The 22795-nt window shown below is 71.5% G+C and carries 21 protein-coding genes; 7 read left to right on the top strand and 14 right to left on the bottom strand.

The genetic code is table 11. The annotated features are described in order from the left end of the window. Positions 1-336 precede the first annotated feature (336 nt). Positions 337-477 (bottom strand): hypothetical protein, encoded by a 141-nt coding sequence (locus tag AC0680_RS20945; RefSeq protein WP_478630799.1) that lies wholly within the window; start codon positions 475-477, stop codon positions 337-339. A gap of 214 nt (positions 478-691) precedes the next feature. On the opposite strand from AC0680_RS20945, the gene AC0680_RS20940 reads away from it, so the two are divergent. Together AC0680_RS20940 and AC0680_RS20935 are read left to right on the top strand one after the other, a co-directional pair. Next, positions 692-937 (top strand): hypothetical protein, encoded by a 246-nt coding sequence (locus tag AC0680_RS20940; RefSeq protein WP_478630798.1) that lies wholly within the window; start codon positions 692-694, stop codon positions 935-937. Beyond that, positions 934-1191 (top strand): DUF7848 domain-containing protein, encoded by a 258-nt coding sequence (locus tag AC0680_RS20935; RefSeq protein WP_478630795.1) that lies wholly within the window; start codon positions 934-936, stop codon positions 1189-1191. Before AC0680_RS20940 ends, AC0680_RS20935 begins: the two co-directional genes overlap by 4 nt. Positions 1192-1520: 329 nt before the next feature. On the opposite strand, the gene AC0680_RS20930 is transcribed toward AC0680_RS20935, so the two are convergent. The 10 genes from AC0680_RS20930 to AC0680_RS20885 all read right to left on the bottom strand — a co-directional run bounded on the left by AC0680_RS20930 (position 1521) and on the right by AC0680_RS20885 (position 13624). Then, positions 1521-1916 (bottom strand): cytidine deaminase, encoded by a 396-nt coding sequence (locus AC0680_RS20930; protein ID WP_478630793.1) that lies wholly within the window; start codon positions 1914-1916, stop codon positions 1521-1523. Beyond that, a complete protein-coding gene (locus AC0680_RS20925; RefSeq protein ID WP_478630792.1) occupies positions 1913-3202 on the bottom strand; it encodes an ABC transporter permease in 1290 nt (429 codons plus the stop codon). Before AC0680_RS20925 ends, AC0680_RS20930 begins: the two co-directional genes overlap by 4 nt. Continuing rightward, a complete protein-coding gene (locus AC0680_RS20920) occupies positions 3199-4305 on the bottom strand; it encodes an ABC transporter permease (protein ID WP_478630789.1) in 1107 nt (368 codons plus the stop codon). The genes AC0680_RS20925 and AC0680_RS20920 overlap by 4 nt, the downstream gene beginning before the upstream one ends. Next, on the bottom strand, positions 4302-5930 hold the full coding sequence (locus AC0680_RS20915) for an ABC transporter ATP-binding protein (RefSeq protein WP_478630914.1): 1629 nt from the start codon (positions 5928-5930) through the stop codon (positions 4302-4304). Before AC0680_RS20915 ends, AC0680_RS20920 begins: the two co-directional genes overlap by 4 nt. Positions 5931-6181: 251 nt before the next feature. Then, positions 6182-7216 carry a BMP family lipoprotein gene (locus AC0680_RS20910; RefSeq protein WP_478630787.1) on the bottom strand — a complete coding sequence of 345 codons (1035 nt, stop codon included), beginning with the start codon at positions 7214-7216 and terminating at the stop codon, positions 6182-6184. Positions 7217-7406: 190 nt separating this feature from the next. Beyond that, complete coding sequence (locus AC0680_RS20905) at positions 7407-8639, bottom strand: amidohydrolase (protein ID WP_478630911.1); 1233 nt, start codon at positions 8637-8639, stop codon at positions 7407-7409. Between the two features lie 150 nt (positions 8640-8789). Beyond that, entirely contained in the window at positions 8790-9953 is a 1164-nt protein-coding gene (locus AC0680_RS20900; RefSeq protein ID WP_478630785.1) for a hypothetical protein, read from the bottom strand. Between the two features lie 128 nt (positions 9954-10081). After that, positions 10082-11014: an N-acetylneuraminate synthase family protein gene (locus tag AC0680_RS20895; protein ID WP_478630783.1), complete on the bottom strand. Its 933-nt coding sequence runs from the start codon at positions 11012-11014 to the stop codon at positions 10082-10084. Positions 11015-11072: 58 nt separating this feature from the next. Continuing rightward, positions 11073-12278, bottom strand: a complete 1206-nt coding sequence (locus tag AC0680_RS20890) for a cytidylyltransferase domain-containing protein (protein WP_478630780.1) — start codon at positions 12276-12278, stop codon at positions 11073-11075. Positions 12279-12340: 62 nt separating this feature from the next. Beyond that, a complete protein-coding gene (locus AC0680_RS20885) occupies positions 12341-13624 on the bottom strand; it encodes a DUF6716 putative glycosyltransferase (RefSeq protein WP_478630908.1) in 1284 nt (427 codons plus the stop codon). A 223-nt stretch (positions 13625-13847) separates the two neighbouring features. Here AC0680_RS20885 and AC0680_RS20880 point away from each other — a divergent pair, with 223 nt between their 5' ends. Genes AC0680_RS20880 through AC0680_RS20870 form a run of 3 tightly spaced genes read left to right on the top strand, consistent with a single transcriptional unit; the run spans position 13848 to position 17334 of the window. Further along, entirely contained in the window at positions 13848-14825 is a 978-nt protein-coding gene (locus tag AC0680_RS20880; protein ID WP_478630777.1) for a glycosyltransferase family 2 protein, read from the top strand. Then, positions 14825-16186, top strand: a complete 1362-nt coding sequence (locus AC0680_RS20875; RefSeq protein WP_478630776.1) for a polysialyltransferase family glycosyltransferase — start codon at positions 14825-14827, stop codon at positions 16184-16186. The genes AC0680_RS20880 and AC0680_RS20875 overlap by 1 nt, the downstream gene beginning before the upstream one ends. Further along, positions 16183-17334 carry an acyltransferase family protein gene (locus AC0680_RS20870; RefSeq protein WP_478630774.1) on the top strand — a complete coding sequence of 384 codons (1152 nt, stop codon included), beginning with the start codon at positions 16183-16185 and terminating at the stop codon, positions 17332-17334. Before AC0680_RS20875 ends, AC0680_RS20870 begins: the two co-directional genes overlap by 4 nt. A gap of 21 nt (positions 17335-17355) precedes the next feature. On the opposite strand, the gene AC0680_RS20865 is transcribed toward AC0680_RS20870, so the two are convergent. Further along, positions 17356-18039 (bottom strand): TetR/AcrR family transcriptional regulator C-terminal domain-containing protein, encoded by a 684-nt coding sequence (locus AC0680_RS20865; RefSeq protein ID WP_478630772.1) that lies wholly within the window; start codon positions 18037-18039, stop codon positions 17356-17358. A 38-nt stretch (positions 18040-18077) separates the two neighbouring features. Between AC0680_RS20865 and AC0680_RS20860 the strand changes: the two genes are divergently transcribed. Then, positions 18078-19625 (top strand): FAD-dependent monooxygenase, encoded by a 1548-nt coding sequence (locus AC0680_RS20860; protein WP_478630771.1) that lies wholly within the window; start codon positions 18078-18080, stop codon positions 19623-19625. Between the two features lie 103 nt (positions 19626-19728). On the opposite strand, the gene AC0680_RS20855 is transcribed toward AC0680_RS20860, so the two are convergent. Next, positions 19729-21156, bottom strand: coding sequence for a GntT/GntP/DsdX family permease (locus AC0680_RS20855; RefSeq protein ID WP_478630768.1), 1428 nt, complete (start codon positions 21154-21156; stop codon positions 19729-19731). Positions 21157-21226: 70 nt separating this feature from the next. After that, positions 21227-21754, bottom strand: a complete 528-nt coding sequence (locus tag AC0680_RS20850; RefSeq protein ID WP_478630766.1) for a gluconokinase — start codon at positions 21752-21754, stop codon at positions 21227-21229. Between the two features lie 130 nt (positions 21755-21884). Here AC0680_RS20850 and AC0680_RS20845 point away from each other — a divergent pair, with 130 nt between their 5' ends. After that, a complete protein-coding gene (locus AC0680_RS20845; RefSeq protein WP_478630764.1) occupies positions 21885-22586 on the top strand; it encodes a FadR/GntR family transcriptional regulator in 702 nt (233 codons plus the stop codon). Positions 22587-22795: the final 209 nt, after the last annotated feature.

Below are 22795 nucleotides of genomic sequence, written 5' to 3'. Positions count from 1 at the left end.
CGGTGCGTACGAACACTTAAAGCTCTTAAAAGCCGCTGCCGGCACAACAGTACCGCTGACCGTAGCGGAGGGGTTGCCTAGAGCGAGGACAGGCCCTCCTCGCAAGACGAATGCGAGGACCCCCGCGACGCGCTGCATGCGTCCGGGGGCGTGGCCGTCAACTGCAAGGGAGTTGACAACATGACCAACGCTACAACGAGATTATTCATCCTGCTGCTACGGCTGCTGCTTCCCGCGGGTGGCCGTCACCGGTCGGCCCGCGCGGTGCCCACCGCAGTGTGCACCGACGCGCCAAGGCCAGTGCTTCCCGGCGGACCCATCAGGCATTCGACGCTGTTACGTGGCGAGGACTCGGCCCTTGTCCGTCCGTACGTCCTCACTACCGAGGAACGGCGAGAACAGCGGACGCAGCACGGCCGACACCGGGTGTTGCGGCAGGCTGTGCACGGTATCGACGTAGGCCAGCGCTGGATTCACGGTGCGGAGGTGGTGGGCTGATGCCCCGCAGCTGCCGCCCCGTTCACCTGATGGATCCGGTTCCGTTGGCGGAGCCTGTGCCGGTTGCCGGGTGCGATGTGTGCACGGCCCTGGCCGGGCAGCGCGCGACGGCGCGCGCCGTCGGGGACATGTCGAAGGTGATCGACTGCAACATCGAGTTGCGTAGCCATTCCCACCCGAAGGCGGGGCAGCCGTGAGCGCGGGCGTGTGGTCGCGGCTGCGTGACCGGGCCGAGGAAGCATGGCACCGGCACATCAGGTACCGGGATCTGTACCGGCAGCTCGATCAGATGCGGGCGGAGGTCAAGGCCCGTACGGCGTGGATGGATGACCTGACCGAAGAGGAGATCGCGGCGATGCTGCGCGGTCTCGCCGAGTGCGTCGACGCCATGGAGACGGCGGGCGGAGATACCCCGGAGCGTCCGGAGCGGCTGGTATGAGGGCGCGTTACCGGTTTGCCGAGTGGACGCTGGCGGCCGATTCGGAAGTGCGGTTCGTCGGTGAGTGTCTGGACTGTGGGGAACGCTGTGTCGATACCGAGTCTGCCGATGATGCGCAGGGGTGGTGCCTCCAGCACGCCGGACTCACCGGGGACCGGCGCTTTGAGATGAAGGGCTTCCAGCTCTTCACCGCCTACATGACCAACGCGGCGGCGGACGGCGCTCCTTCCGCGACGGTCGGGCCGCACCAATGAAACGACGCGTCGAGAGGAGGTGAGCGCCCATGTGCCCCGTTGAAGGTTGTGGCGGCAGGCTGGTCCACAACGGTAAGTCCGCCACGTGCGACGCGTGCCACAACACGTTTGATACCTGACGTCGCATCGACCTGCGGCCCCGGCTCTCGTCCCCGAGAGAGCCGGGGCCGTCGGCCGTCCGCTCACCCGAGTCGGGCGGCCGGGTGCCTATGGGGTGGGTGGCGGGGGTGGGTGGCGGGGTCCACGCCCTAATCGGGCGATGGCACCCCTAAGGGCCGTACAAGAAGGGCTGTCGCCCCTCGCCCGTCAGCCCTCCGCCCCCAGGCCCCTCACCCCGCCAGATGCCCCGGCCCGAACGCGTCCGGCAGCAGGTCCGACAGGGGGCGGATGCCCGCCGGGGTGTCCACCAGGAGCTCCGGGCCGCCGTGTTCCCACAGCAGCTGGCGGCAGCGGCCGCAGGGGACCAACAGCTCGCCGGCGCCGTCGACGCAGGTGAAGGCCGTGAGCCGGCCGCCGCCGCCGGCGAACAGGGCGGAGATCAGGCCGCATTCGGCGCACAGGCCCAGGCCGTAGGAGGCGTTCTCGACGTTGCAGCCGGTGACGGTGCGGCCGTCGTCGACGAGGGCGGCGGCGCCGACGGGGTAGTCGGAGTACGGGGCGTAGGCCCGGGACATCGCGTCCCGGGCCTGTGCGCGCAGTGACTCCCAGTCGGGAGCTGAGTTCACTTGCCCTGGCCTCTTCGGTAGATCTTGCCGATCGCCTTCGGTGGCCGCAGCCGCTGCGCGGCCAGCGAGAGCACCAGCAGCGTAGCGATGTACGGGGCGACACCGACGATCTCCAGCGGGACCGTGTCGGTGGTGGCGTACCACAGGGCGAGCAGCGCGGCCGCGACCAGGCTGAGCACGGCCTGGGTGCGCTGCCCGCCGCGCAGCTTCCACAGCGCCAGGCCGACCAGCAGCACGGCGAGCAGGAGCAGCAGGGCGTGGACGGTCGGGCCGCCGCCGCGCAGCTGGAGCGCGTCCATGAAGCCGAACAGGCCGGCGCCCATGGCGACGCCGCCCGGCCGCCAGTTGCCGAAGATCATGGTGGCGAGGCCGATGTAGCCGCGGCCGCCGGTCTGGCCGTCCTGGTAGATGTGGACGTAGATCGCCAGGAACGCGCCGCCGAGGCCGGCCAGCGCACCGGAGACGAGCACCGCCGCGTACTTGTAGCGGTAGACGTTGACGCCCAGCGACTCGGCCGCGATCGGGCCCTCGCCGCAGGAGCGCAGCCGCAGGCCGAACGCGGAGCGCCACAGGACGTAGAAGGTGAGCACGAACAGGACGGCGGTCACCACGGTCAGCCAGGAGACGTTGGTGACCAGGGAGCCGGCGATGCCGGCGGTGTCGGAGACCAGGAACCAGTGGTGCTGCTCGATGGAGTGCAGCCAGTCGGACAGGCCGGGGACGGTGAACGTCGGCATGTCCGGCATCGGCGGCGACTGCTTGTCGTTGCCGCCGGCCGCCGCGGCCGCGCTGCCGTCCGCGCCGAACCACAGCTTGGCCAGGAACTGGGTCAGGCCGAGCGCCATGATGTTGATGGCGACACCGGAGATGATGTGGTCGACGCCGAAGGTGACGGTGGCGACGGCGTGCAGCAGCCCGCCGAGCGCACCGCCGACGACGCCGGCCAGCGCCGCGGCCCAGGGGCCGTGCTGCCAGCCCACCGCGCCCGCGGAGAAGGCGCCGAGCATCATCATGCCTTCGAGGCCGATGTTGATGACGCCGGAGCGCTCGGCCCACAGGCCGCCGAGGCCGGCCAGACCGATCGGCACGGCGGCGTTGAGCGCGGCGATGTACTGGCCCGATTCGGTCAGGTTGTTGGCGCCGGTGACGATCCGCAGCAGGGAGAGCAGGATCAGGCTGCCCGAGATGATCAGCAGGACCTTGGGGTAGCTGAGCCTGGCCCGGGGGGTCTTGGGCTTGTGGTGATGGGGGCTCTGGTCGACCGGAGCCGTGAGGTTCGTACTCACGAGGACACCTCCGCCTTCTCGGTCTTGCGGGCCTGGGCGGCGAGCTCCTCGCCGACCTGCCGCTGCTGGAGTCTGAGGCCGTAGCGGCGCACGAGTTCGTAGGCGATGACGACGCACAGCACGATGACGCCCTGCATCACGCCGACGATCTCCTGCTCGTAGTCCTCGAACTCGAGCTGGGTGCCGGTGCGTTCGAGGAAGCCCCACAGCAGCGCGCCGGCGGCCATCCCGATCGGGTGGTTGCGTCCCAGCAGCGCGATGGCGATGCCGGTGAAGCCGATGCCGATGGGGAAGTCGGTGCCGTAGTTGTACGAGACGCCGAGCAGCGTCGGCATGCCGATCAGACCGGCCGCGGCGCCGGACAGCAGCATGGAGGTGACGATCATCCGCTTGACGTTGACGCCGCCCGCCTCGGCCGCGGACTCCGACTGGCCGACGGTGCGCAGGTCGAAGCCGAAGCGGGTGCGGCCCAGCACGAACCAGTAGGCGAAGCCGACGACGACGGCGACGACGAGGAAGCCGTCGAGCGGAGCGGGCTGGGTGGGGATGGTGAAGAAGTGGCTGGAGGCCGGGAGGTTCGGCGTGTGGAAGAGGTTGCCGTCCTTGATCGCGAGCCGGCCGTCCTGGAGGAAGTAGCCGATGACGGCGGCCGCGATGGCGTTCAGCATGATCGTGGTGATCACCTCGCTGACGCCGCGGGTGGTCTTCAGCAGGCCCGCGATACCGGCCCAGACCGAGCCGACCAGCATCGCGACGATGATGATCAGCGGGATCTGCAGGAAGCCGGGGAGGGTCAGCGCACCGCCGACCACCGCGGCGAAGAACGCCGCGATGCGGTACTGGCCGTCGACGCCGATGTTGAACAGGTTCATCCGGAAGCCGATGGCGACGGCCAGCGCGGACAGGTAGTACGGGACCGCCTTGTTGATGATCCAGACCTGGCTGTCGCTCTTGGAGCCGAAGTCGGCCATCACCGTGTAGGCGTGGATCGGGTCCTTGCCGGTGGCCAGGATGATCACCGAGGTGATGGCCAGCGCCGCGACGATCGCCAGGACGGGCGCGGCGATGCCCAGGATCAGCTTGTTCTTGTCGAGCTTCTTCACTCGGACTCTCCCTCCTGGGACGGGCGCGGCTCCGAGTCCGCGGCGGTGTCGCTGTCGGAATGGGTCAGATGGCCGCTGGCGGCGCCGGTCATGGCCGAGCCCAGCTCCTCCGGGGTGATGGTGGCGGGGTCCGCGTCGGCGACGAGCCGGCCGCGGTACATCACCCGCAGGCCGTCGGACAGGCCGATCAGCTCGTCCAGGTCGGCCGAGATCAGCAGTACGGCGAGGCCCTCACGGCGGGCGGTGCGGATCTGGTCCCAGATCTGCGACTGGGCACCGACGTCCACTCCCCGGGTGGGGTGCGCGGCGATCAGCAGCTTGGGGTGGTGGCTCATCTCGCGGCCGAAGATCAGCTTCTGCTGGTTGCCGCCGGAGAGCGAGGCCGCGGTGACCTCGATGCCGGGCGTACGGACGTCGTACTCGCGGACGATCCGCTCGGTGTCGGCGCGGGCGGCCTTCAGGTCCAGCCGCCGGCCCTTGGCGTTGGGCTTTTCGGTGACATGGCCCAGGATGCGGTTCTCCCACAGGGGGGCCTCCAGCAGCAGGCCGTGCCGGTGGCGGTCCTCGGGGATGTAGCCGATGCCGTCCTCGCGCCGGGTGCGGGTGGGCAGATGGCTGATGTCGATGCCGTCCAGCGTGATGGTGCCGCTGTCGGGGTCGCGCATGCCCATGATGGCCTCGACCAATTCGGCCTGGCCGTTGCCCTCCACGCCCGCGATGCCCAGGACCTCGCCCTTGCGGATGGTCAGCGACACGTCGTTCAGGACGGTGCGCTCGACTCCCTCCGCGTCGGCGGTGGCCAGGCTCAGCCCTTCGACCCGGAGCATCTCCACGTCCGTGACGGTGGACTCGCGGGTCTGCGGCGAGGGCAGTTCGCTGCCGACCATCAGCTCGGCGAGTTGCTTGGGCGTGGTCTCGCTGGGGACGACGGAGGCGACGGTGGTGCCGCGCCGGATGACGGTGATGTCGTCGGCGACCGAGAGCACCTCGCCCAGCTTGTGGGAGATGAAGATGACGGTCAGGCCCTCGGCCTTGAGCTCGCGCAGGTTGTCGAAGAGCGCGTCGACCTCCTGCGGGACCAGCACCGCGGTCGGCTCGTCGAGGATCAGCGTGCGGGCGCCGCGGTAGAGGACCTTGAGGATCTCCACGCGCTGGCGGTCGGCGACGCCGAGGTCCTCGACGAGGACGTCGGGGCGGACGCCGAGGCCGTAGCGGTCGGAGATCTTGAGGATCTCGGCGCGGGCCCTGCCGCCGATGCCGTGCAGCTTCTCGCCGCCGAGAACGACGTTCTCCAGGACGGTGAGGTTGTCGGCGAGCATGAAGTGCTGGTGCACCATGCCGATGCCGCGGGCGATGGCGTCGGCCGGACTGTGGAAGCTGACCCGTTCGCCGTCGATGCTGATGGTGCCCTCGTCCGGCTTCTGCATGCCGTAGAGGATCTTCATCAGCGTGGACTTGCCGGCACCGTTCTCGCCGACCAGCGCGTGCACGGTGCCGCGGCGGATGGTGATGTCGATGTCGTGGTTGGCGACGACACCCGGGAACCGCTTGGTGATCCCGCGGAGTTCCACCGCCGGTGCCGCGGCGGGGGCGCTGTCTGCCTGGGGACTGCTGGACGCTTTGATGGCGCACTCTCCTCGGGAGCAGGGAGTGGTAAGGAGGAGCGGGGAGGTGACGATATCGCGCCAACTCCTCGCTACGCGCGTAGCGTTGACGCCGGAACATCGCCTGGACGCCGGCTGGGTCCGGCGAACGGGTCGGGGGGGGGGGGGGGGGGGGGGGGGGGGGGGGGGGGGGGGGAGGGGGGGGGGGGGGGGGGGGGGGGGGGTTCTCTCCCCCCCCCCCCCCCCCCCCCCCCCCCCCCCCCGCGGTGGAGCTACTTGGCGGGCGTGTCGCTGACCTTGACCTCGCCCGACGCGATCTTCTTCTTCGCCGCGTCGATCTTGGCCTGGATGTCGTCGATGAAGCCGCCCGAGGTGGACAGCCGCACGCCGTTGTCCTTGAGCGTGTACGCCTTGTCGCCGCTCAGCGGCTTCTTGTCCTTGACGCTCTTGACCAGGTCGTACACCGCCACGTCGACGTTCTTCATCACCGACGTGAGGATCGAGTTCTTGTACTTGGCCAGGCCCGGCTGCAGGTACTGGTCGGAGTCGACGCCGATCGCCCAGGCGCCCTTCTTGCCGGCGACCGTCTCGATCGAGCCGTTGCCGGACTGGCCGGCGGCGGTGTAGATGACGTCGATCCCGCCGTCGAGCATGCCCTTGGCCTTGCCCTTCGCGGCGGCCGGGTCGTTGAAGCCCTTGTCGTCGTTGGCGTAGAGGTACTCGGAGGTGACCTTCGCCTTGGGGTCGGTGTCCTTGACGCCCTGCTCGAAGCCGGCCTGGAACTTCTGGATCAGCGCGTTGTTCACACCGCCGATGAAGCCGACCTTGTGGGTCTTGCTCTTCAGCGCGGCGGCGACACCGGCGAGGTAGGAGCCCTCGTGCTCGGCGAAGACCATGCCGTAGACGTTCTTGGCCTGGGAGGGGGAGTCGACGACGCCGAAGGTGGTCTTCGGGAACTGCTTGGCGACCTTGTTGACGGACTTGCCGTAGTTGAAGCCGACCCCGATGACCGGGTTGAAGCCCGCCTCGGCCAGCGAGGACAGCCGCTGCTCGCGGTCCGCCTCGGTCTCGCCGTTCTTGGCGGTCATCATCTTGGACTTCACACCGAGGTCCTTCTCGGCCTTGTCCACGCCACGAGCCGCCGCCTCGTTGAACGAGTGGTCGTCCCGGCCGCCGACGTCGAAGGCGAGCCCGACACCCTTGTCCTTGCCACCGGCCTCGGTGGAGGACTCGCCGCAGGCGGTCAGTGAAACGGAGAGGGCCGCGGTGGCGATGCCCGCGGCAACGATCTTGGATACCCGGTGCACGAGGGGCCCCTTCGACTCGTAGCGCCTCCATTGGCGCTGATTCCGCGGAATCGTAACGCGCGTAGATGCCAGGTAAAGGGCAGGTTGAAAGCCGTTATCGATTCGAGGCGTACGACGCCCGGACGAGCACCACGGCCGCCGTCGAGGCGATCGACGGCGGCCGGAAATGTTCGATTCTGTCGGGTCTGACTCAACCGCGGGACAGCAGCGCGGCGGCCGTGAAGAGCTCCACGCCGACCTGGATCGCCCGCTCGTCGACGTCGAAGTCGCCGCGGTGGAGATCGTGACGGCTGAGGTCGCCGGGTGGCCGGACGCCGAGGCGGGCCATGGCTCCGGGGACGTGTTCGAGGTACCAGGAGAAGTCCTCGCCGCCCAGGGACTGCTCGGTGGTCTCGACGCTGTGGATGCCGCGCCGGGCGGCCATGGCGTCCATCAGCAGCTGGGCGCTGTCCGCCTCGTTGACCACCGGCGGCACCCCGCGGACGTAGTTGATCTGAGACTTCGCGCCGTACAGGGCGGTGACCTCGTCGATCGCCGCGTGCACCAGGTCCGGGGCCTTGCGCCAGGCGTCGAGTTCGAGGCACCGGACGGTGCCGGCCAGCTCGGCGCGCTGCGGGATCACATTGCAGACGTGCCCGGACGCCAGCCGGCCCCAGGTGACGGCGAGCCCGGCGCGGGCGTCGACCCGGCGGGCGATCAGCGCGGGCACGTCGAGGGCGACCCGGGCGGCGGCGGTGACCATGTCGGTGGTCAGGTGCGGGCGGGCGGTGTGGCCGCCGGGCCCGTCCAGGACGACCTCCAGCCGGTCGCAGGCCGAGGTGATCGGGCCGGTGCGCAGCCCGATCCGGCCGGCGTCGACGCGCGGGTCGCAGTGCACGGCGAGGATCCGGCCGACGCCCTCGAGCACGTCGGACTCGATCGCGTCGGGGGCGCCGCCGGGCAGCACCTCCTCCGCGGGCTGGAAGATCAGCCGTACCGGGCGGGGCAGCGCGCCGGCGCGGGCCAGCTCGGCCAGGACCAGGCCGGCGCCGAGGACGACGGTGGTGTGGACGTCGTGGCCGCAGGCGTGGGCGCGGCCGGGGACGGTGGAGGCGTACTCGACGGTCTTGGTGTCCGGGATGGGCAGGGCGTCGATGTCCGCGCGCAGGGCCAGCAGCGGGACGTCGGCGGCGGTGTCCGTACCGATGTCGCAGATCAGGCCGGTGCCGGTGGCCAGGACGCGGGGGTGCAGCCCGGCCCGCTCCAGGCGCTCCTTGATCGCCGCGGTGGTCCGGAACTCCTGGTTGCCCAGCTCCGGGTGCCGGTGCAAGTCGCGGCGGAAGGCGATGAGTTCGGCGCCCAGTGCGTCGGGCAGGGCGCCGGGGAGCGAGGCCCCTCCGGCGGTGTCGGCGGGGGCGTCGGCGTCGTCGGTATCGCGGGACATCAGTTGGTTCACCTGTTGAAGGTTACGGGTCCCGATGGGGCAACTGTCCCTCGATCAACAAAAGTTCAGCCCCTTAGGGGAAGAAAATCTAGCCCGCTCGGCGCATGGACGGTTTATGGGAAGGGTATGAAGTACGGCTTCGCGCAGCGGTCATCCGGCGGCCATCCGCTGGGTGAACGGGAGTCGTTGCACGTCACGGGCGGTTCCGGTGACGCCGTCGAGGAACCCCTGTGCGCGCGGTGAGGCGTTGGCCGTAAGCCACTGCGGATCGATGTCGCAGACCGCGACCTTCACCTGTGTACCCACCAGCGCCAGCGGCAGGGTGTGCACGACGGTGGAGGGGAAGCTGACGATCAGGCGTCCGATGGGCCCGCGCCGGGCGATCAGTTCGAGCGGCAGATCGGGCCGTACGACCTCCAGGCCGGTCTCACCGGCCAGCCGGCGCAGCTTCTCGGTGCTCTCGCGGCGGTGCGCGAAGTAGCGGCTGGCGCCGTGCCGGCGGGCCAGTGTGCCGACCGCCTCCAGGTAGCGGTCGGCGTCGACGACCCCGGTCTCGACCAGCGAGGTGCCGACGATGTCGGCGGCGCCCATGACCCGGGGCGGTCCGAAGCGCGCCCGGGTCCAGGCGAACTCGTTGGTGGTGACGGCCACGCCCGGCGGGGCCTCGACCGGCATCGAGCTGAACAGCCCGACGGTGCGCCGGCCGCCCTCGGGTGCTGGGGTGAGCCGGCGGCGGGCGGTGGCCGAGAACGGCGCGAAGACCAGGTCCCGCGGGCCGCGGCCGCTGCCGTGCCGGTGCCAGCGCACCAGTCGCTCCCCGCGGGCGAGTTGGGAGATGAACTCCATGGTGGCGGTGCCGTCGTCGACCACCACCAGGTCGCGTGCCTTGGTGAGGGTGAGCAGCAACTGCACGTAGCGGGAGAACGGGTCGCCGATGACGACCCGGTGGGCGCGGCGCAGCAGCGGGGTGAGTCCGCCGACGGTCCGCATCGGGGCGGTGGGGCCGCCGCGGGCCTCCTCCCAGCGCACCGTATGGCCTTCGTCGCGGGCGAGTTCGGCCATCCTGCGCAGCTGGCCGCGGGTCATCGGGTCGTGCGGGGAGAGCACGACGACGGTGAGCGCGAGCGGGGCCGCGGTGGCCCGGCCGGTGTCGGCGGTGCCGCCGCGGCCGTCTTCCGCCGTCGCCGCGTGCGCCCATTCCAGGACGTTCAGCAGCTGCACCGGGCTCTCGACGAAGGCGAGGGTGGCGGAGTCCGGGGCGGCCGATCGCCGCCCGTCGCCCGCGGGTGCGGTGCGGTGGCGCTGCCGCGGCACCCCCAGGAGACGACGGGCGGGAGTACCCGTCGTCTCCTGGGGCGGGATCCCTGCGCCGGGTGTGACGGGCGCGGCGCGGGTCCCTTCAGGTGAGCTCACCATGGCTCCCGTGTGTGGCTCGTGGGCCGTCAGACCGCCGCCGGCTCGGCGCCGGCGGTCTCCGCCTCGGCGACCACGCCGGCGACCCGGCGCAGCTTCTTCATCGGGCCGAGCTCGCTGTCGTAGACCTTCTTGACGCCGTCACCGAGGGACTCCTCGATGGTGCGGATGTCGCGGACCAGGCGGGACAGGCCGCCGGGCTCGACGGAGGCGGCCTGGTCGGAGCCCCACATGGCGCGGTCGAGGGTGATGTGGCGCTCGATGAAGGTGGCGCCCAGGGCGACCGCGGCGAGGGTGGTCTGCAGGCCGGTCTCGTGGCCGCTGTAGCCGATCGGGACGTTGGGGTACTCGTCCTGCAGCGTGTTGATCATGCGCAGGTTGAGCTCCTCGGCCTTGGCCGGGTAGGTGCTGGTGGCGTGGCAGAGCAGGATGTTGTCGCTGCCCAGGACCTCGACGGCGTGCCGGATCTGCTTGGGGGTGGACATGCCGGTCGACAGGATGACGGTGCGGCCGGTGGCGCGCATGGCGCGCAGCAGCTCGTCGTCGGTGAGGGAGGCGGAGGCGACCTTGTAGCAGGGCACGTCGAACTTCTCCAGGAAGGCGACGGACTCCACGTCCCAGGGGGAGGCGAACCAGGCGATGCCGCGCTTCTTGCAGTAGTCGTCGATGGCGCGGTAGCCGTCCTCGTCGAACTCCACGCGGTGGCGGTAGTCGATGTAGGTCATCCGGCCCCAGGGGGTGTCGCGCTCGATGTCCCACTGGTCGCGCGGGGTGCAGATCTCCGGGGTCCGCTTCTGGAACTTCACCGCGTCGCAGCCGGCGTCGGCGGCGGCGTCGATCAGCGCGAAGGCGTTCTCCAGGTCACCGTTGTGGTTGATGCCGATCTCGCCGGTGACGTAGACGGGGCGGCCGGGGCCGGCCTCACGGTCGCCGAGCGTGCGGAGGCGGGAGTTGCTGCTCATGGGGAGATTCCTTCGTGTGGATATGGGGGTGTGCGGGGGTGGGGTCAGAGGGGTGGGGTCAGAGGGACGGGCCCAGCAGCCAGGCGGCGATCTCGCGGATCGCGCCGCTGCCGCCGGGCGTCGCGGTGACCGCGCGGGCCGCGCCGCGCACCACGTCGTGTGCTCCGGCGACCGCCACGGGCCAGCCGACGAGGTCGAAGCACGGCAGGTCGTTGACGTCGTTGCCGACGTAGAGCACGCGCTCGGGCTCGATGCCCGCTTCCTCGCACCACTGCTTGAGGGCGAGGTCCTTGCGGTCGATGCCGTGCAGGACGGGCACCTGCAGCTTGCGGGCCCGTGCGGCGACGACCGGGTTGGTCTCCGTGGACAGGATCAGCAGCTTCAGCTCCGCCTTGCGCAGGGCGGCGATGCCGAGGCCGTCGCCGCGGTGCACCGCGACGATCTCCCGTCCGTCGGCGTCGATCAGCACCCGGTCGTCGGTCTGGGTGCCGTCGAAGTCCAGTACCACCGCGTCGATGTCGTCACGGGTGGGCAGGGCTCCGGGCCGGGGGGCGTCCAGCAGCGGCGCGAGGGCGCGGGCGCGGGCGAGATCGTGCGGATCGTCGATCTCCAGCACCCGGGCGGGGTCGGTGCGGACGAGTTCGGTGCGGCCGAAGAAGCGGTGGCCGCTGGTGCGGAAGCCGGCCGCGTCCATGGCGTAGGCGGCGCCGGTCTCCAGCAGGTCCTGGGGGCGGTCCTGGCGGCGGGGCCGAAAGGACTTGTCGTGGTTGACGCCGTGGCCGCCGTCGGCGGCGGGGGCGGTGCCGGCGTCGGCCGGTTCGGCGTCGCGCCAGACGAAGCCGTGGAAGGGGGCGACGGTCAGCGCGCTGTCGGCGCCGCCCTCGACGACCGCGGCGGCGACCCCGTCGATGTCCTCGCGGACGATGAACGGGCTGGTGCACTGGACCAGCAGCACCGCGTCGACGGTGGTGCCCTGCTCGGCCTCGTAGGCGTCCATGGCGTGCAGCACCGCGGCCTCGCTGGTGGCGGTGTCGCCGGCGATGTCGCCGGGGCGCCGTACGACGACCGCTCCGGCGCCGCGGGCGGCGGCCGCGATCCCGGCGTCGTCGGTGGAGACCACCACGTCGGTCACCAGGCGGGCGGCGCGGCACTCGCGGACCGCGCGGGCCACCAGGGGCACACCGCCGACGGCGGCGAGGTTCTTGGCGGGGACGCCCTTGGATCCGCCGCGGGCGGGGATGACGGCCACGACTGTGGGTGGCATTGCGGGCTCCTTGGGGAGGCGGGGGCCTGGGGAGGTCACAGGGGAGGTCGCACCGGGGCCGGTCACAGCTGCCCCCAGCGGCGGATGGCGGGGGCGACGCGCTGGACGCCGTGGCGATAGGCGCCGCGGGCGGCCTCGCGCACGGTCTCGCGGGCGACCCGGCGCAGTCCGCCGGTCTCCTCGGGGGCGTCGGCGTAGCCGGGGAGCGGCTCGCCCTGCGGGTCCAGGCCGTGCCGGGCGAGGATGCCGGGGAGGTAGCCGGGTGCGGTGCGGGGGGTGTAGTACGGGGCGATCGCCGGCAGCTGCTCGGCCTCGCGCAGCTCGGTGACCCGGGCGCGGGCGGCGTCGAAGGCCTTCTCGTATGCCCCGTCCGCGGCCACGCCCTGGCGGGCCAGCCACTCCCGGTCGGGCTCCGGCCGGTGTCCGGCGTCCAGCTCGTCCCAGGAGGCCAGGCAGCCGGAGCCGAGGAAGTGGTGGTTGCCGAGGGATTCGCGGATGCCGAGGTCGGTCAGGACGGCGGTGGGGATGCCGCGGTGCAGCGACTCCAGTGCGGCGGTCGAGCTGACCGTGACCATCAGGTCGGTGCGGTCCAGGACCTCGCCCATGTTGCCGTACACCAGGCGGCAGTTGGCGGGCAGTCCGCCGGGGGCCTTGGCGGCGAGCTTTTGGTAGGGCAGTTCCTCGATGTGCGTGGTGTGCTCGCCCGGCTTGCTGCGGAGCTTGATCAGCACCTCGCGGTCGGGGTGCCTGCGGGCGTGCTCAACGGCACGGCGCAGCAGGTACGTTCGGTCCGCGCGGCTCTCCGGGACGGAGGGCTGGGCGGCGAACACCACGGTGTAGGGGTCGCCCTCGCCGGTGTAGCGGTCGCCGCCGAGGAAGGGCAGGGCGCATTCGACGACGCTGTCGTCGTCGGCGCCGACGCCGCGGTAGACCTCGCGGAAACGGTCCGCGTCGTGGCGGGAGTTGGCGAGCACGACGTCCGCGCCGTGCCGCAGCAGCAGTCCGTCGGCGAGCTTTTCGTAGACCACGCCGACATAGCCGGTGACGACGACGGGGCGGCGCTCGGCGGCGTCCCAGGCGCGGGCCAGGCCGTGCAGCATCGCCTGCACCGCGCCGCCCACGCAGGCCAGCACGACGACGTCGTACCGCGTGCGGTCGACGGACCGCACGAAGTCGACTCCCCTGATTTCGCGCAGCGAATCCGCACGGGCGCCGACCTCGTCGAGCTGGCGGACCGTGGGCGTGGCGCGGCCGCGGAGCAGATACCCGTCGAGTCGGATGTCCGATTGGATCCGGTACGCTGTCAAAGCGCCCCATTTCCATCGGGTATCCGAGTCGGCGAGCACGGCGACTCGCGGCGAAGAAGTGGTACGTGATGGCACGTCGAAGACGCTAGGAAGGCATTCCGTTTGGCGGGCCAACTGGGCCGCAACAAAGGGTTAACAGCGGGTCGACGAATGGCGAACCGGCCCGATAACCGGCCTGGTTAACCATCCCGCCATTCTTCGTTCACCTGGGTGCCCGCACCGCGTAAAGACGAATGCCGGCTCCGCACCTAACGTCACCCGGGTGGTTAAGCTCTCCGTCATCGTGCCGTTTTACAACGTGCAGACATACGCGCCCGACACCCTGAAAAGCCTGGCGGCGAACGCCCGTGAGGACTTTGAATTCCTGCTCGTCGACGACTGCTCGCGCGACGAGACCCCGCAGATCCTCGCGCGCGCCGAGCGCGAGCTGCCGGGCGCCAGAGTGCTGCGGCACGAGCAGAACGGCGGTCTGGCCACCGCCCGCAACACGGGTCTGGACGCGGCCCGCGGCGAGTATCTGACGTTCCTGGACGGCGACGACTGGCTCGCCCCCGGCTACTTCGCCGAACTCCTGGCCGCTATAGAGGAGTTGGGGTGTGACTTCGTGCGCACCGACCATGTCCAGTGCACCGCGCGGGCCCGCACCGTGCACCGCGTGCCGCACGGCCGGCGCGGTGTGGTGATGAACCCGCGCGACGTCATCCTGCCCGCCGACCGCTCCACCTCCGTCGACTACGCCTTCGCGTGGGCGGGGATGTACCACCGCCGGCTGCTGGACGACGGGGTGCTGCACTTCCGGGACGGGCTGCGTACCGCGGAGGACCGTCCGTGGATCTGGCGGCTGCACCGCGAGACGCGGTCCATGGCGGTGGTCGGGCTGCTCGGCGTCTTCTACCGGCGCGGGGTGGCCTCCTCGCTCACACAGATCGGCGACGTGCGCCAATTGGACTTCATCCGCGCATTCGACCAGGTGATCGAGGAAACCGCGCAAGATCGCGATGCGGATGTACTGCTGCCCAAGGCGGTGCGCACCTATTGCGCGATCATTTCCCACCATCTCGGTTCGATCGAAAGATTCGAGCCGCAGGTCGCCCGTAAATTGCGCTCGATGAGCGCCGCGGCCATGAAACGCATGCCGCAGGACGTACTGAAGGAAGCCCTGGATTCGATGGATGTGCAGCGCGCGTCCCGGCTGCGGCGGCTGCGCCGTCGCCCGGTCCCGGCGGAGGTCGCCGCCTGATGCCCACCCGACCGCGTACCCAGATCTTCGTGGCGTCCACGCTCTACGGCGCGGCGACGCTCGCCGCCGCGCTGGACGCCGACTGCTTCGCACCGGCCGACCGCAGGCTGCTGCTGCTCAGCAACAACGCCACGACCCCGGAGACCACCGCGTCGCTGGACACCATGCCCGGCTTCGACCGGCTGCGCGGCCGCTTCGACCGCGTGCTGTCCTGGAACGAGACGATCAGCCCCTTCCACCCCGGCGGCTGGTCCCCGCGCGCGGACGACGTCCCCCTGTGGGAGCGGTATCTGCGCCTGCTGTGGGGACTTGGCGACGACCACGTCCATCTGGTCGTGGAGTCCATCCAGGTCAACCCGGCGCTGGCGATCTGCCAGCTGTTCCCGGACGCACCGATCGACGTCTACGCCGACGGCCTGATGAGCTACGGCCCCACCCGCAACAAGCTCGACCCGCTGGTCGGCACCCGGATCGACCGGCTGCTGCACCTGGACCTGGTGCCGGGGCTGACGCCGCTGCTGCTGACCGAGTTCGGCGTCGAGCCGCAGACCGTGCCGACCGACGCCTTCACCAAGGTGCTCGGCGAGATCTCCGACGCCGGCGGCCCGTTGGACGTCCCCGAGGGCGCCGCGCTGCTGCTGGGCCAGTACCTCTCCGCGCTCGGCATCCTCACACCCGAGGAGGAGGAGCAGCTGCATGTGCGGATGGTGCGCGGCGCCGCCGAGCGCGGCCACCGCGAGATCGTCTTCAAGCCGCACCCGTCCGCGCCGGCCCGCTGGTCGCGGATGCTGGAGCGGGAGGCCGAGAAGCTGGACATCGCGCTGACGGTGCTGGACAGCCCGGTCCTGGCCGAGGTGCTCTACCAGCGGGTCCGGCCCGCCCTGGTGGTCGGCTGCTTCTCCACCGCGCTGCTGACCGCGGCCACCTTCTACGGTCTGGACACCGCCCGCACCGGCACCGGTCTGCTGCTGGAGCGCCTGACCCCGTACCAGAACAGCAATCGCATCCCGGTCACGATCGTGGACGCCCTGGTACCGGGCCTCGACGAGCGCGGCGCGGACGGCGGGCCCCGCACACCGGCCACCCCCCGGGAGATCGAGGGGCTTCTCACCGCGGTGGGCTATGCGATGCAGCACCAGATCTACCCGCAGCTGCGCCCGGCCGCCGAGCGCTATCTCGCCGCCCACCTCGACCAGGTCACCTGGCGCTACTTCAAGCGCCGGCGGCTGACCGCGCTGGCGCTGCCCGGCGCGATCCCGTCCCAGCTGGCGTTCATCCCGCGCAACGCCACCGTCCGCAGGGTCGCGCGCAGTGCGCGGGCGGTACAGCGGCGGCTGAAGAAGCGGGCCGCGTTCGGATGACCACCCCCCAGCTGACGGCCGGTGCGCCCGCCCCAGCACCGGACCGCGGTGCCCCCGCGCCGCAGCCCGTCATACGCGTGCGCAGCCGCGGCGGACCGTCGCGGCTGCGCGCCCTCGACGGGCTGCGGCTGCTCGCCGCCCTGATGGTCGCCGGGTACCACTACGCGGGGCGCGGCGGCGAGATAGCCCAGGCCTGGGGCGGCTCCCCCGCCCACCAGTTCCCCACCGCCGCGCCGCTGTTCGCCTACGGCTGCCTGGGCGTGCAGATCTTCTTCGTGATCAGCGGCTTCGTGATCTGCCTCAGCGGCTGGGGCCGCAGCCTGCGCGCGTTCGTCGCCGGCCGGATCTCCCGGCTCTATCCGGCGTACTGGGCGGCGATCCTCCTGGTCACCGCGGTCTTCGCGCTCCCCTGGGTCGCCTACAAGGCGCTCTCGCCCAGCGAGGTGCTGACGAATCTGACCATGCTGCAGCAGCCGCTGGGCGTCCACCGGGTCCTGGGCGTGTGCTGGACCCTCTGGGCGGAGATGCGCTTCTACGCCCTCTTCGCGCTCTGCGTCGTCCTGCCGGGCGCCACCCGCGGCCGCGTCGTGCTGTTCTGCGCCGGCTGGACGCTGGCTGCCGCGCTCGCGCAGGCAGCCCACGAGCCGTTCCTCGACACCGTCCTGATGCCCGAGTACGCGCCCTTCTTCATCGGCGGCATCGGCCTGTACCTCCTGCACCGCTACGGCGCCCGCGATCCGATCGCCTGGGCGACAGTGCTGGTCAGCTGGCTGATCGGGCAGCACTACGCGGTCGCGGGACTGTGGCACGTGCCGTCGGCCACCGCGTTCTCCTACCGCTCGGCGGCCGGCATCGTCGCCGTCGTCACCGTCGGCTTCGCGCTGGTCGCGGCCGTCGCCCTGGGCAGGTTCCGCTGGGCGAACTGGCGCTGGCTGACCGTCGCCGGCGCGCTGACCTACCCCTTCTACCTCGTCCACGAGCACCTGGGCTGGGTCGTCGTCGGCGCCCTGCACCGCACCCTCGGCCTGCCGTCGTACGCGACGCTGCCGCTGACCGTGGGCCTGATGCTGCTGCTGGCCTGGCTGCTGCACCGCTTCGTCGAGCGCCCGCTGACGCCACGCCTCAAGCGGGCGATCGATCCCCGCTGACCGAAGACGGCCCGCCAGGGCCTATGCCCTGGCGGCCGTCGCCTCGATCCCCGCGACGATGAACCGCAGCCCGTCCTCGAAGCTGCGCTCCAGGTCGCCGAACATCTCCTGGCCCGCCTGCGCCGCGAGCGGATAGCGCGCACCCAGCTGCTGCTCGCGACGCTCCAGGTCGTAGGCCGGGTCGCGGCTCTCCGGCCCGCGGGCCTCCGGCTCGCCCGGCTCCGGGTAGACCGACTGCTCCTCGATGACCAGCCCGATGGTGAAGTTGTACGCGGTCCACCAGGCCCGCGCCGCCATGCCCAGCGGGATGCCGGTCCGCGTGAGCCGGCCCAACAGGTTCTGCAGCGGCAGTGCGTAGCTCTCGTCGGTCATCCGCGTCCCGCTGAAGACCTTGCCGCCGTCGCGGTAGCCGAGCAGTTCCCGCCGGAGCCTGCGGCAGGTGGTCAGCAGCGCCTCCTGCCAGGTGTCGCCCATCCCCGCCGCCTCGCCGCCCGGCCCGATCAGCGGCGCGGTCATCCGGCGCAGCATCTCGGTGGCCATCTCGTCCAGCAGCTCCTGCTTGTTCTTGAAGTGCCAGTAGAGGGCGGGCGCCTGGACGTTCAGCTCCTTGGCGATCCGGCGCAGCGTGAGCCCGTCGAGACCCACCTCGTTCAGCAGCCGCAGGGCGGTGTCCACGACCTGTCGGCGATCGATACGCGAAACCATGTTGACAACTTAACACCGTTAAGGGCATCCTCCCAGCCATGGAACTTAACAACGTTAAGGACAGTGCCGGTGTTACCGACGTCGACGTACTCGTCTCCGGAGCGGGCCCGACCGGCCTCGCCCTCGGCATCGACCTCGCCCGCCGCGGGGTGCGCGCCCTGATCGTCGAGCGGCAGGAACACCTCTCCCTCGGCGCCCGCGGCACCGGAGTGCAGCCGCGCACCCAGGAGGTCTACGAGGACCTCGGCCTGTTGGACGCCGCACGGGCGGCCGGCGGGCGCTACCCGCGGATGGCGCTCTGGGAGGACGGGCGGATCACCCAGGTCCACGACATGATCGAGCGGGTCGACCCGACGCCCTCCGCGCCCCACTCCAACGCCCTGATGCTGCCGCAGTTCCGCAACGTGGAGCTGCTGCACGAGCGGCTGTGGGAGCTCGACGGCCAGGTGCTCTTCGGCACCGAACTCACCGCGTTCAACCAGGACTCGGACGCGGTGACGGCCGAACTCCGGGGCCCCGACGGCGAAGCGCGCACCGTACACGCCCGCTACCTCGTCGCCGCCGACGGCGGACGCAGCACCGTCCGCCGGGCCCTCGGCACGAATATGAGCGGCCCGGCACTGGAGCCCGGCGCGGCGCTGCTCGCCGACGTCCGGATCGACGGCCTCGACCGGGACCACTGGCACCGCTGGCAGCTGCCGAACGGGGGCTTCGCGGCGGCCCTCCCCCTTGTCGGCACCGACTACTTCCAGACCCTCACGGCCGCGTTCACCGAGCAGCCCGACACCGCGCCCGAGGCCGTACGCGCCGCGCTCGCCCGGCACACCCACCTGGCCGTCGAGCAGATCGGCGAGGTCCTGTGGTCCTCCGTCTACCGCCCCAAGGCCGGGATGGCCGACTCCTACCGCGAGGGCCGGGTCTTCCTGGCCGGCGACGCGGCCCACATCCACTCCCCGGCCGGCGGCCAGGGCCTGAACACCAGCGTCCAGGACGCCTACAACCTCGGCTGGAAGCTCGGCCAGGTGCTGCGCCACGGCGCGCCCGACACCCTCCTGGACAGCTACCAGGCCGAGCGCCGCCCGATAGCCGAGCACATCCTCCAGACCAGCACCCGGCTGCACCGCTCCGGCGAGATGCGCCGCGGCCGGGACCTGCACCAGCTCGATCTCGGCTACCCCGACGGCCCGCTGACCCGGGAGCTGCGCACGGACCTCGACCAGGACGCGCTCCGCGCCGGCCACCGCGCCCCCGACGCCCCGTGCCACACCGCCGACGGAAAGCCCATCCGGCTCTTCGAGGCCTACCGGGGCCCGCACTTCACCGTGCTGACGCTGGGCGACACCGGCCTGGACACCGGTGCGCTGCCGGCCGACCCGGACCTGCTGCGCGTCGTCCGCGTGGGCGGCCCGTCGCCCGACCTGGTCGACACCGACGGCCATGTCCGCGACGCGTACGGTGCCGGCCCCACCGTGTTCCTGATCCGCCCGGACGGCTACGTCGCCCTCGCCGCACCGGCCGGGGACGCCACCGCGCAGCTGACCGCGGCCCTGGCGTCGTACGTCGGCGCCGCCCGGCCCGCCGCCTGACCCGACATGCGCACGAGGCCGTACCAGCGGGAATCCGCTCGTACGGCCTCGTGCCGGGAACGGGCGCCTGAGGGGGGTGGGGCGCCCGGGGCGGTGGTCCGCCCTACAGGACCAGGGAGAGCAGCAGCACGCAGACGATCCCGACCACCGAGATCAGGGTCTCCATCACCGACCAGGTCTTCAGCGTCTGGCCGACGTTCATGCCGAAGTACTCCTTGACCAGCCAGAAGCCGGCGTCGTTGACATGGCTGAAGAAGAGCGAGCCGGCGCCGATCGCCAGCACCAGCAGCGCGCCGTGCGTGGTGCTCAACTCCGCGGCGAGCGGGGCGAGAAGCCCGGCGGCGGAGATGGTGGCCACCGTCGCGGAGCCGGTCGCGAGCCGGATGGCGACCGCGATCAGCCAGGCCAGCAGCAGCGTGGATATGTGCCAGCCCTTGGAGACGTCCAGGATCATCTGGCCGACGCCGGCGTCCACCAGGGTCTGCTTGAAGCCGCCGCCCGCACCGACGATCAGCAGCACACCGGCGATCGGGGCGAGCGACCGCTCGACCGTGGCGGCGGCCTTGCCGCGGGTGAACCCGGCCGCCCGGCCGAGCGTGAACATCGCGACGACCACGGCGGTCAGCAGCGCGATCAGCGGCGAGCCGACGACGTCGAAGACCCGCTGGACGGTGTGCTCGGGATCGTCGACGACGATGTCCACCAGCGCCTTGGCCAGCATCATCACGACCGGCAGCAGCACGGTGGCGACGGTGATCCCGAAGCCGGGCCGCTTCTGAAGGCCGTCACCGGTGCGCCCGGCCGCGGTGTCCGCGGAGTCCGCGGGGGTGTGGAGCATCCGCTCCGGCGGGTGGATGTCCACCCACCGGGCCGCGTAACGGGAGAAGACCGGACCGGCGATGATCGCGGTCGGGACGGCGACGACGACGCCGAGCGCGAGGGTGATCCCGAGGTTCGCGCCGACCGCGTCGACCGCCACTAGCGGACCGGGGTGCGGCGGAATCAGCCCGTGCATGACGGAGAGTCCGGCCAGCGCCGGGATGCCGATCCGCATCAGCGAGAAGTTGCCGCGCTTGGCGACCAGCAGCACCACGGGGATCAGCAGCACGATGCCGACCTCGAAGAAGATCGGCAGTCCGACGATCCCGGCGATCAGCACCATCGCCCAGGGCATGGCACGGCCTGACGCCCTCGCCAGGATCGTGTCCACGATCTGGTCGGCGCCACCGGAGTCGGCGAGCAGCTTGCCCAGGACGGCGCCGAGCGCGATCAGCACGCCCGTGCCCGCGACGGTCGTCCCCAGCCCGGCGGAGAAGCTGGCGATGGCCTTGTCGAGCGGCGCACCGGCCACCGCGCCGAGCACCAGCGAGCCGATGATCAGCGACAGGAAGGCGTGCAGCTTGAACCTGGAGATGAGCAGGACGATGACGGCTATGCCGGCCAGGACGGCGATGCCCAGCTGTGCGTGACCGGCCGAGGTGATCGGCTCGGTCGCGTCCGCTGCGAGCATCTCCACGCTGAGATGAGTCACGGCGATTCCCTTGCTTGGACGTACGGGGAGGAGCGGGGGGTGGTGGTGCGGGTCCGGGCGGGGCCCGGTGCTATCCGGCGGGTGCGGCGGCGCGCAGCGCGGCCACCGCCCGCCCGGCGATCTGCTGCGGGGTACCGGACACATCCACGGCGACGCCCGCCTCGTCCGGCCCGAGCGGTTCGAGCGTGGCGAACTGGGAGTCCAGGAGCGCGGCCGGCATGAAGTGGCCCTTGCGCTCGGCCATCCGCGCCTCGATCAGCGCGCGCTCGCCGGTGAGGTGCAGAAAGACGATTCCGGGGGCGGCGGCGCGCAGCCGGTCGCGGTAGGCGCGCTTGAGCGCGGAGCTGCTGACGACCCCGCCCCGCCCGGCCCGGCCGTGCGCCCAGCGGCCGATCGCGTCGAGCCAGGGGCCCCGGTCGTCGTCGTCCAGCGGGACGCCCGCCGACATCTTGGCGATGTTGGCCGGCGGATGGAAGTCGTCGCCCTCGGCGTACGGCACGCCCAGCTCGGCGGCCACCAGCGGGCCGATCGTGGTCTTGCCGGTACCGGCCACACCCATCACGACGATGACGTCGCGGGTGGCGTCGGGCGTGCTCATCCCCTGTTACCTCGCTGTCTTCCTCGACCTCGTGCGCCCCACTGAAACCCATTAGGTACGACGTATTCAAGCCCCTGTGACGCAAACGTCATACTTAATTGGCCGGAGTGCGGGAACGTAGGCTTGCCCCATGGAAAACGAGGGGAAGGGGCTGCACGCCCGTGTGCTGGAGTCCCTCGGACCCGCGATCACCGCGGGCGACTACCCTCCGGGCACGATCCTGCGCACGGACGAACTGGAGCAGCGCTTCGACGTCTCGCGCACGGTCATCCGCGAGGCGATCCGGGTACTGGAATCCATGCGGCTGGTCGCCTCCCGGCGCCGCGTGGGGGTGACCGTCCGGCCCACCGAGGAGTGGAACGTCTACGACCCGCGGGTGATCGGCTGGCGGCTGGCCGGCCGCGACCGCCCCCGGCAGCTGCGCTCGCTGACCGTGCTGCGTTCGGCCGTCGAACCGGTCGCCGCGGGGCTCGCCGCCCAGCACGCCACGCCCGCCCAGTGCGCCGAACTCACCGAACACGCCATGGGCATGGTCGCCACCTCACGCGGCCAGCAGCTCGACGCCTACCTCGTCCACGACATGGCCTTCCACCGGGTGATCCTCACCGCCTCCGGCAACGAGATGTTCGCCCGCCTCGGCGACGTCGTCGCCGCCGTCCTGACCGGCCGCACCCAGCACCACGTGATGTTCACCGACCCCGACCCGGCCGCGGTCACCCTCCACGTCCAGGTCGCCGAGGCGGTCCGCACGGGCGACGCGGACCGCGCGGAACGATTGACGCGCGAGATCACGGCGGGGGCGATGGCGGAACTGGACGTCCTGGCGCCGTGACGCGTGCGCTTGGGCTGCCTCCCACGTTGTCGGCTTTCCCGCCGTGGGGGTTGTTGTGGGTTCGCCTGCGGCGGGCGGGGCCGCTGCGCGGGGCTGTTCGGCTGCCGGTGACGGGGGGGGGGGGGGGGGGGGGGGGGGGGGGGGGGGGGGGGGGGGGGGGGGGGGGGGGGGGGGGGGGGGGGGGAGGGGGGGGAGGGGGGAAAAAAAAG

Source organism: Streptomyces sp. NPDC043738, from assembly GCF_056436545.1.
The sequence above is the reverse complement of the archived record's forward strand: the minus strand, read 5'-3'. Positions and strand labels throughout refer to the sequence as shown.

Bases quoted from the DNA above. Each gene is read 5' to 3' on its own strand.
- AC0680_RS20860 (WP_478630771.1), top strand. From the start codon at position 18,078: ATGGAACTTAACAACGTTAAGGACAGTGCCGGTGTTACCGACGTCGAC.
- AC0680_RS20895 (WP_478630783.1), bottom strand. From the start codon at position 11,014: ATGAGCAGCAACTCCCGCCTCCGCACGCTCGGCGACCGTGAGGCCGGC.
- AC0680_RS20905 (WP_478630911.1), bottom strand. From the start codon at position 8,639: ATGTCCCGCGATACCGACGACGCCGACGCCCCCGCCGACACCGCCGGA.
- AC0680_RS20865 (WP_478630772.1), bottom strand. From the start codon at position 18,039: ATGGTTTCGCGTATCGATCGCCGACAGGTCGTGGACACCGCCCTGCGG.
- AC0680_RS20935 (WP_478630795.1), top strand. From the start codon at position 934: ATGAGGGCGCGTTACCGGTTTGCCGAGTGGACGCTGGCGGCCGATTCG.
- AC0680_RS20850 (WP_478630766.1), bottom strand. From the start codon at position 21,754: ATGAGCACGCCCGACGCCACCCGCGACGTCATCGTCGTGATGGGTGTG.
- AC0680_RS20845 (WP_478630764.1), top strand. From the start codon at position 21,885: ATGGAAAACGAGGGGAAGGGGCTGCACGCCCGTGTGCTGGAGTCCCTC.
- AC0680_RS20890 (WP_478630780.1), bottom strand. From the start codon at position 12,278: ATGCCACCCACAGTCGTGGCCGTCATCCCCGCCCGCGGCGGATCCAAG.
- AC0680_RS20870 (WP_478630774.1), top strand. From the start codon at position 16,183: ATGACCACCCCCCAGCTGACGGCCGGTGCGCCCGCCCCAGCACCGGAC.
- AC0680_RS20875 (WP_478630776.1), top strand. From the start codon at position 14,825: ATGCCCACCCGACCGCGTACCCAGATCTTCGTGGCGTCCACGCTCTAC.